The following is an 8,240-nucleotide window of genomic DNA, read 5'->3' as shown; positions in this document are numbered from 1 at the left end:
CTCCACCAGCCCGTCCGCCGCCGCGTCGGTGGCCGCCCCGGCCCCGTCCACCGGGGGCGATCCGGCCGCCCGGGCCGCCGCCCTGGTCGGCACGCTCGCCGACGAGGACCTGGTCGGCCAGGTGCTGATGCCGTACGCCTACGGCAGCTCGGCCACGACGGTGTCGGCGGGCTCCGCCGCCGGCAACCGGAAACTCGCCGGGGTGGACACGCCCGCCGAGATGGTGGCGAAGTACCGGCTCGGCGGGGTGATCCTGGTCGGCTTCTCCGCCGACGACCCGACCAACAAGAACCAGGCCACCACCAACGTGGACAGCCCGGAACAGGTCCGGGACCTGACCGGCGGGCTGCGCACCGCCGCCGGGAAGCTGCCCGCCGGCAGCGCCCCGTTCCTGGTCGGGATCGACCAGGAGTACGGGATCGTCACCCGGATCAGCAAGGGGGTGACCCTGCTGCCGAACGCGCTCGCCGCCGGGGCGGCCAACGATCCGGCGCTCACCGAGGCGGCCTGGCGGGCGGCCGGCGAGGAACTCGCCGCCCTCGGGGTGAACCTCGACTTCGCCCCGGTCGCCGACGTCCTGGTCACCCGGAGCACGGTGATCGGCTCCCGGTCCTTCGGCAGCGACCCGGCGGCGGTCGGCCGGCAGGTCGCCGGCGCGGTCCGGGGGCTCCAGTCCGCCGGGGTGGCCGCCACCCTCAAGCACTTCCCCGGCCACGGGCACACCGCCTCCGACTCGCACGCCGAGCTGCCGACCCTCACCCAGGACCAGAAGACCCTCGCGGCGAGCGCCTGGCCGCCGTTCCGGGACGGCATCGCCGCCGGTGCCGACGTGGTGATGTCGGCCCACCTCGACGCCCGGACCATCGACCCCGGGGTACCGGCCACCTTCTCCCGGAAGCTGCTGACCGACGTGCTGCGGGGTCAGCTCGGGTTCACCGGTGTGGTGGTCACCGACGGGATGAACATGGCTCCCGCCCAGCGCTACTCACCCGGGGAGGCAGCGGTCCGGGCAGTCAACGCCGGCAACGACCTGATCCTGATGCCGCCGAACGTCACCCAGGCGTACGACGGTCTGCTCGCCGCGCTGCGCGACGGCACCGTGCCGCGTACCCGGATGGTGGAGGCGGTGACCCGGGTGCTGACCCTGAAGTTCCGGCTCGCCACCGCCCCCGCGCCGGACGGCGCCGGGCTGGACAGCGCCGCCCACCGGGACGCCGCCAACCGGCTGGCCGCCGCCGCGGTGACCGTCCTGCGCGGCTCCTGCACCTCGGCGGCGGTACGCGGCCCGGTCACGGTCAGCTCCTCCGGGGGACGGGACCGGACCCGGGCCCTGCTCACCGAGGCGCTCAAGGCGGCCGGGGTGCCGGTGACGGCGGCCGGCGGCACGGTCGTGCACCTGGTCGGCTACGGGGACGGGGCCGGCGACCTGCGGGCCGACGCCGCGATCACCGTCGCCATGGACACCCCGTACCTGCTCGCCCAGGCGAAGTCGAAGGTGCTGCTGGCCACCTACTCGTCCAGCCCCGCGTCGATGACCGGGCTCGCGGCGGTACTCGCCGGGAAGGCCCGGCCGACCGGCCGGTCCCCGGTCCCGGTCACCGGGTTGCCGGCGAGTTCGTGCGTCCGGTGACGGTATCGGCCGCCGCCGGGGCCCCTGCCCCGTGCGGCGGTCCACGGGCCCGGGGCGGGCCGGTGCTGGCGTGATCCCGCTCACCAGTACTCCTGGTAGCGTTCGGCTGTCCGACGCAAGCTGACCAGACGGGGGTCCAGCCGTGACGCCGCCGGAGCCGATCCTCTCGGTCGTGGTGCCGATGTTCAACGAGGAGAGTGTGCTGCCGCTGCTCGTCCGGCGACTGCGCGGCGTGCTCGACGACCTCGACGAGCCGTACGAGGTGGTGGCCGTCGACGACGGCAGCACCGACGGTACCGCCGCCGGCCTGTCCCGGCTCCGGGCGCAGTGGCCGCAACTGCGGGTACTCCGGCTGCGCCGTAACAGCGGTCACCAGGCCGCCCTGCTCGCCGGCCTGCTCCGGGCCCGGGGCCGGTACGTGGTCAGCATCGACGCCGATCTCCAGGATCCGCCCGAGGTGATCGGGCAGATGCTGGACCGGGCCCGCACCGACGAGCTGGACATCGTCTACGGGGTACGCGCCGACCGCAGCTCCGACACCGGCTTCAAGCGCTGGACGGCCGGGCTCTACTACCGGCTGATGCGCCGCCTGGTGGGCAAGCAGGTACCCGCCCAGGCCGGTGACTTCCGCCTGCTCAGCCGGGTCGCCGTCGAGGCGCTGCGGGACCTGCCCGAACGGAACCCGGTGCTGCGACTGGTGGTGCCCTGGCTCGGCTTCCCCAGCGGGGAGGTCGGCTACCTGCGGGAGGAACGGGCCGCCGGCCGGACAAAGTACCCGTTCTCCCGGATGGTCGGGCTGGCCGCCGACAGCGTCACCAGTTTCTCCGCCGCCCCGCTGCGGATCGCCACCTGGCTCGGGCTGGCCGGGGTGGTCATCTGCGGCCTGCTGGTGGTGGTGGCGGTGATCGCCTGGTTCGCCGGGGCCACCGTCACCGGCTGGCCGTCGCTCTACGTCGCGGTCCTCTTCCTCGGTGCGGTGCAGCTGCTCTGCCTGGGACTGCTCGGCGAGTACGTGGGCCGGATCTACACGGCGGTACAGGGCCGCCCCGCCTACTTCGTCGCCACCGACACCGCCGGGGAGCCGTCCGGCACCGTCACCGCCGGGGAGCCGTCCGGCACCGTCACCGCCGGGGAGCCGTCCGGCACCGCCACCACCGGGGAGTCCACGGTCAGCGGCACGGCCGAGGGGGCCCCGGCCCGGGACGCCGCCGGCAGCGCCCAGGTCACCGACCCGGCCCTGCTGGCCGACACGCTCCGGTGACCGCGCTGCACGACCGGGCCGGCGCCACCCGGCCCGACGTACGCCCCGCCCCGGCCGCCCGCCGGTTCGCACCGGCCCTGGCGGCGTACCTCTTCGTCGCCGGGACGCTGCTCGCCACCGGCACCCCACCGGCCGACGTGCTCCGCTACACCGGGTACGCGCTGGCCGGTGTGCTGCTCCCCGGCACGCTGGTCTACCGGGCGCTGCGTCGCCGGCCGCACACCCTGGTCGAGGACCTGGCCATGGGCGCCGCCGTCGGGCTGGTGCTGGAGCTGGCCGCGTGGGCCGGGTTCACCGCCCTCGGGGTGCAGCGGTGGCTCTGGCTCTGGCCGCTCGCCGTGGCGGTGCCGTTCGCCGCCGTACCGGTCCTGCGCCGGCACTGGTGGGTACGCGGGTACACCCCGGTGCCGACCGGCTGGGCGTGGACCGTGGTGGCGGTCGTCGCCGGGTTCACCCTCTACCTCGCCGAGTCGTTCTTCCGGCCCAACCCGGTGCTGCCCACCGGGGAGGGACAGGCGCAGTACATCGACCTGGCCTTCCAGCTCTCCATCGCCGGAGCGGCCACCCACCAGGTCCCGCTGGACGTGCCCCAGGTGGCCGGGGAACCCCTGCACTACCACTGGTTCGGCTTCGCGCACCTGGCGGCGGCGAGCCTGTTCAGCGGTACCGACCTGCCGGTGGTCTTCTTCCGGCTGGGCGTACCGGCGCTCTGCGCGCTGGCCGCCGTGCTGATCGCGGTGGCCGGTTGGCGGGTCACCGGCCGGCCGTACGCCGGGGCGGTCGCCGCCGTGCTGATGTTCACCGTCGGCGAGTTCGGCTACGAGAACGGGGTACGCCAGCTCTTCGGCACCCAGGCCACCTTCATCGTCTGGGGCAGCCCGTCGATGACGTACAGCTGGGTACTGCTGATCGCGTTGATCGTGGTCCTCGCCGACCGGCTGGCCGCCGGTACCGCCCCGCCCGGCGCGGACGCGGCGTCGACCGGCCGGGCCGGCGGGGGAGCGCCGCGCGTGCCGTGGATCGGGCCGGGTGCCTGGGTACTGGCCGGGCTCCTGCTCGCCGCCTCGACCGGGGCGAAGGCCAGCTCCGTACCGGTGACCCTGGCCGCCCTGGCGTTCACCGCCGCCGTACTGCTGGTGGTCCGCCGCCGACTGGTCCGGCCGGTACTGGTGGCCGCCGGGCTGACGTTCGCCGCCCAGGTCTTCGCCACGGCGGTGCTGTTCGCCTTCGAGAGTCACGGGGTGACCGTCGACCCGTTCTCCGGGCTGCGGACCTACGTCGGGGACACCGGCCCGACCGGGCTGCTCTGGGTCCTGGTCTTCGGCGCGTTCCTGCTCAACATGCAGCTCCGGCTGGCCGGGATCCCGGTGCTGCTGTGGCTGCGCCGGGGCCGGCTGGAACCGGTGCAGCTCTTCCTGCTCGGCGGCACCCTGGCCGGGCCGGCGATCTACCTCCTGGTCGGCCACCCGGGCAGCAGCAACCAGTACTTCGTCCGGGCCGGCTTCGCCTTCGGGGTGCTCCTGTCCGCCTGGGGTTACCTGGAACTGGTCGAGCGGGCCCGGCTGGGCCGGCGTGCGGTGGCCGGGCTGGTCGTCGCGGCGGTCGGGTTCGCCGGTCTGCTCACCGGCATCCAGCTCGCCAACCCGGCGACGGTACAGCCCGGCGCGGCGTACGCCCCCCTGCTGCCGTTGCTGCGCTGGACCGGGGCACTGGTCGCGCTGGCCGGTCTCGGGGCGCTGCTCTGGGTGGTGGTGACCGGGCACCGGCCCCGGCTCGTCGGCGCCGGGGGTGTCGTGCTGCTCACCGGCATCCTGGTGGCCGGTACGCCGGGGCTGGTGATGGACGCCGCCGCCGCCCGGAAGTACCCCAACGGCGGGGCGTACGCGGTGGTGCCGATGCCGGCCAGCCGGGTCGAGGCGGCCCGTTGGGTACGCGACCACAGCGCACCGGGTGACGTGGTGGCCACGAACGTGCACTGCCGGGCGGTGGTCAACGGGTGGTGCGACGCCCGGTCGTTCTGGCTCAGCGCGTACGCCGAACGGGCGGTCCTGCTGGAGGGCTGGTCCTTCGCGCCGAGGATGGTGAGCCGCCCGGGTGGGGCGTACGCGCCGTTCTGGGACCAGGACCTGCTGCGGGCCAACGACACCGCGTTCACCGCGCCGACCGCCGCCGGCCTCGCGGACCTGCGGGACCGGCACGGGGTGCGCTGGCTGGTCGCCGACCACGAGGTCGGCCGGGTGGCCCCGGAGCTGGACCAGTTGGCCGAGCCGGTCTTCGCCAACGGCCGGATCTCGGTCTACCGGTTGCGCTGAGGAACCGTAAGGAAGGGCCCCCTATTAACGTTTTCGGTAGAGGAAGGGCCCCTTGTTAACACCTCAGGCTGCGCCACGACCTTGTCGACCGGTTAGCCGCCCCGCACCACGTCGAGTCGGGACTAACGCGAGCGGCGCGAGCCCTCGTGGCGTCAGTCGTGCTCCGGGCGCTTGATCGTTTGTCGTTGAGCGGTACGACACGCCGGTCGAAGTGCAGCTGGGCTGCAAACGATCAAGGGCAAGACGGCGGCGGTCGGTCGCAGTTGGCGGTCCCCGGCGGGGCGCGGCAGGGTAGGGCGCACCAGTAGGGCGGGGCCCGGAGGACCGGACCCCGCCCTACTGCCTTGGAGCTACCGACCTTTGTCCTGGAGCTACCGCCCTGTTGCCGGTCGCTCCTAGCGGGTCAGTTCACCGCCGCCTGGCGGGCCAGCGCCCGACCGTCGGATTCGAACGCGGCGAGTACCGAGCTGACGTCGCTGCCGTCGGTCGGTACCAGCACGGTCTGCGGCTGGCCGGCGCGCAGCTCGACGGTGAGCGCACCGTGGTCGACGTCGCCGTCCCAGGCGTACAGGTAGGCGGTGCCGGTGCGGTCGGCGCGTACCGTCACCTGGACGCCGCCGGGCACGGCCTGGACCTTGCTCAGGGTCAGCGCCCGTTCCGGCAGCCGGGGTACGGCGGCCGGGGCGACCCCGTCGACCACCGACTGGGCGATGGTCTGCGGGCTGTGCACGCTACGGGCGGCGGTGTCGGGGAAGACCGGGGTGCTCGGCTGGCGGGCCGCCGGGGTGTACCCGGGCAGGGTGGCCAGGCCGTACCGGTACGGGTCGGCGCGGACGCCGGTGAAGGTCGACCAGCCGAGCCGGGACTGCGAGCTGAGGTCCTGGGTGTCCGAGTCGTAGATCAGGATGTTCAGCCCCATCCGGGCCGGGTCCACCGCGTCCGGCAGCACCGCGAACGGGATGCTGGTCTCGATGGTGTAACCGGTGTACGGCGAGCTGACCTTGCTGACCACGGTCATCCCCGGCGCGGTCTGCGCCCCCGGGCCCTGCCGGTTGTCGGCGTCGCGCTGCCAGCACGGCGGGTCACCGTTGGCCGGGTCGTCGGTGACCGGGAAGATGCCGGCCTTGAACGCCGTCGAGGTGTCGGTCGAGTTCCCCTTCGGGTCGACGATGATCTCGACGCTGTCGGTACGCCGCTGGCGCTTGCAGTCCTGCGGTACCACCTTGCGGCCGAGGGTGTCGTCGGTGACGTGCACGATCACCTTGAGCGCGTCCTCGGTCCAGGCGATCTTGCCGGTGGCGGAGGCGTCCTGCGGGGTGGTCGCCTCGCCCTCCCAGATCCGGGAGAGGTCCAGCGTCGGGCCCGGGTACTCGCCGGCGTGCTCGACGCCGTCCACCGCGTGGTCGTGCCCGGCGTGCGGGACGACGGTGGTCGGCACGATCTCCAGCGCACCGGTCTCGACGGTGCTGTCCAGCGTGCTGGTGGTGGTGATGGTGATCGGGTAGTCGCCGTTGACCCCGCCCGCGTTGGCGGTGGGCAGGCTGGCGTCGGTGTTGGTGACGGTGAAGGTCACCGACCCGCTCGCCCCGGCGGCCAGACCGCTGTAGGTGGCGGTGGCCGGTTCGGCGGCGAACCCGGCCGGCAGGCCGAGGGTGACCGCACCCTGCTGGGTGCTGCCGGAGAAGTTGCGCAGGTCGACCCGGACCTGGCGGCTCTGCCCGGAGCCGAGGGTGAGGACCGGCTTGATCAGCGTGTCGAGCGCGGAGTTGCCGGAGCCGGCCGCCCAGTCGCGGAACATGCCCACCTCGGGCAGGGGTTCCAGGGTGCCGCGTACCCCGGCGACCACCCGGACCGCCTCGTCGGTGCGGCCCGTGCCCTGACCGTCGGTGGTCAGCGTGGCGGAGAGCAGCCGCTGCTGGTTGGCGGTGGCGTCGGCGGGCACGGTGACGGTGAAGGTGGCGGTCCGCTCCCGGTCACCGACCGAGGTACCCAGCGAGCCGTCCCCGCTGACCTGCCAGCCCTCCGGGGCCCGCAGTTCCACCCGGGGCCGGCTGAGCCGCTTGTCGGCGGACCGGACGTGCGCGGTGACGGTGAGGGTGTCGCCGGGGGCGGCGTCGAAGCGGTCGGTGGTCAGGTGGAACTCGGTGCCCTGCGGCAGGCCGCCCGCGACGGCGGGCAGTACCGAGCCGCGCAGGATCGCCTCCGGCGAGGTGTCCGTCGCGTCGTACGGTACCCGGCTGTCGATCAGGGTGTAGAAGTCGCACCGGATCCGGGCCGGGTCGGTGGGTGCCTCGGCCCGGTTGCCCCAGCCCTGCGACTTGTACTCGCGGGCGGCGGCCGTCTCGATCTGGCCCCAGGTCTGCCCGGAGGCGCTGAGGGTGCCCTCCCAGATGCCGAAGACCTGGTCGGTCCCGACGGTGGGGGTGAAGCTGGTGGCGCAGGCGGGGCCGGCCGACGAGGTGCCGGTACCGCCGGTCTTCAGCAGCTTCGCCGGCCGGAACGGGCGCAGTCCCTCGGTGCTCAACTGCTCGGGGAAGGCGGTCGGGTCACCGGCGGCGGCGTACGCCTCGGCGGCGAACCGGGCGGCCTGTTGGTGGTTGCCGTGGTTGCCCGGGGTCGGTGACGGGTTCATCGTCATGATGATCTCGGGCCGGGTCTGCCGGATGACCCGGACGATCTGGGCCAGGGTCTCGTCGTGTCCCCAGATCTGCTCGCTCAGCGGCGCGGACGCGGTGTACCAGAAGTCCACCCGGTCCAGGTTGTACAGGTTCTCCACGCCGGCCATGCCGATCGCGGTGCGTTCCTCGCGTTCCCGGATGATGCCCAGCGGCGGGCCCTCCTCCAGGCCGATAGCGTTGCCGCCACCCTCACCCCGGGTGATCGTGATGACCCCGGAGCGGGTGCCGTGCTTCTCCTTCCACTGGCCGAGGGTGGCCAGGCTGCTGGCCTCGTCGTCCGGGTGGGCGCTGACGAACAGCACGTCCAGGTCGACCGCGCCGGACTTCTCCGGGGCGGCCACGGCGGGGGAGGTGAGGGC

4 protein-coding genes are annotated in these 8,240 nt (G+C 73.9%); 3 read left to right on the top strand and 1 reads right to left on the bottom strand.

Going from position 1 to position 8,240, the window contains the following annotated elements; all coding sequences use genetic code 11:
* The 3 genes from GSF22_RS26955 to GSF22_RS26945 all read left to right on the top strand — a co-directional run.
* On the top strand, window positions 1–1,630 hold a 1,630-nt coding region (locus GSF22_RS26955), incomplete at its 5' end, for a glycoside hydrolase family 3 protein (RefSeq protein WP_208816543.1).
* Between the two features lie 142 nt (window positions 1,631–1,772).
* A complete protein-coding gene (locus tag GSF22_RS26950; RefSeq protein ID WP_307804361.1) occupies window positions 1,773–2,891 on the top strand; it encodes a glycosyltransferase family 2 protein in 1,119 nt (372 codons plus the stop codon).
* Window positions 2,888–5,203, top strand: coding sequence for a hypothetical protein (locus GSF22_RS26945; RefSeq protein WP_208816542.1), 2,316 nt, complete (start codon window positions 2,888–2,890; stop codon window positions 5,201–5,203). Before GSF22_RS26950 ends, GSF22_RS26945 begins: the two co-directional genes overlap by 4 nt.
* A gap of 403 nt (window positions 5,204–5,606) precedes the next feature.
* Here the strand turns inward: GSF22_RS26945 and GSF22_RS26940 are convergent.
* The coding region (locus GSF22_RS26940) for a sugar-binding protein (RefSeq protein ID WP_208816541.1) at window positions 5,607–8,240 on the bottom strand (2,634 nt) is incomplete at its 5' end.

This window comes from Micromonospora echinofusca, assembly GCF_017614955.1.
GTDB lineage: Bacteria > Actinomycetota > Actinomycetes > Mycobacteriales > Micromonosporaceae > Micromonospora > Micromonospora echinofusca_A.
Note: the sequence above shows the minus strand (reverse complement) of the source record. Positions and strands in the feature narration are given on the sequence as shown.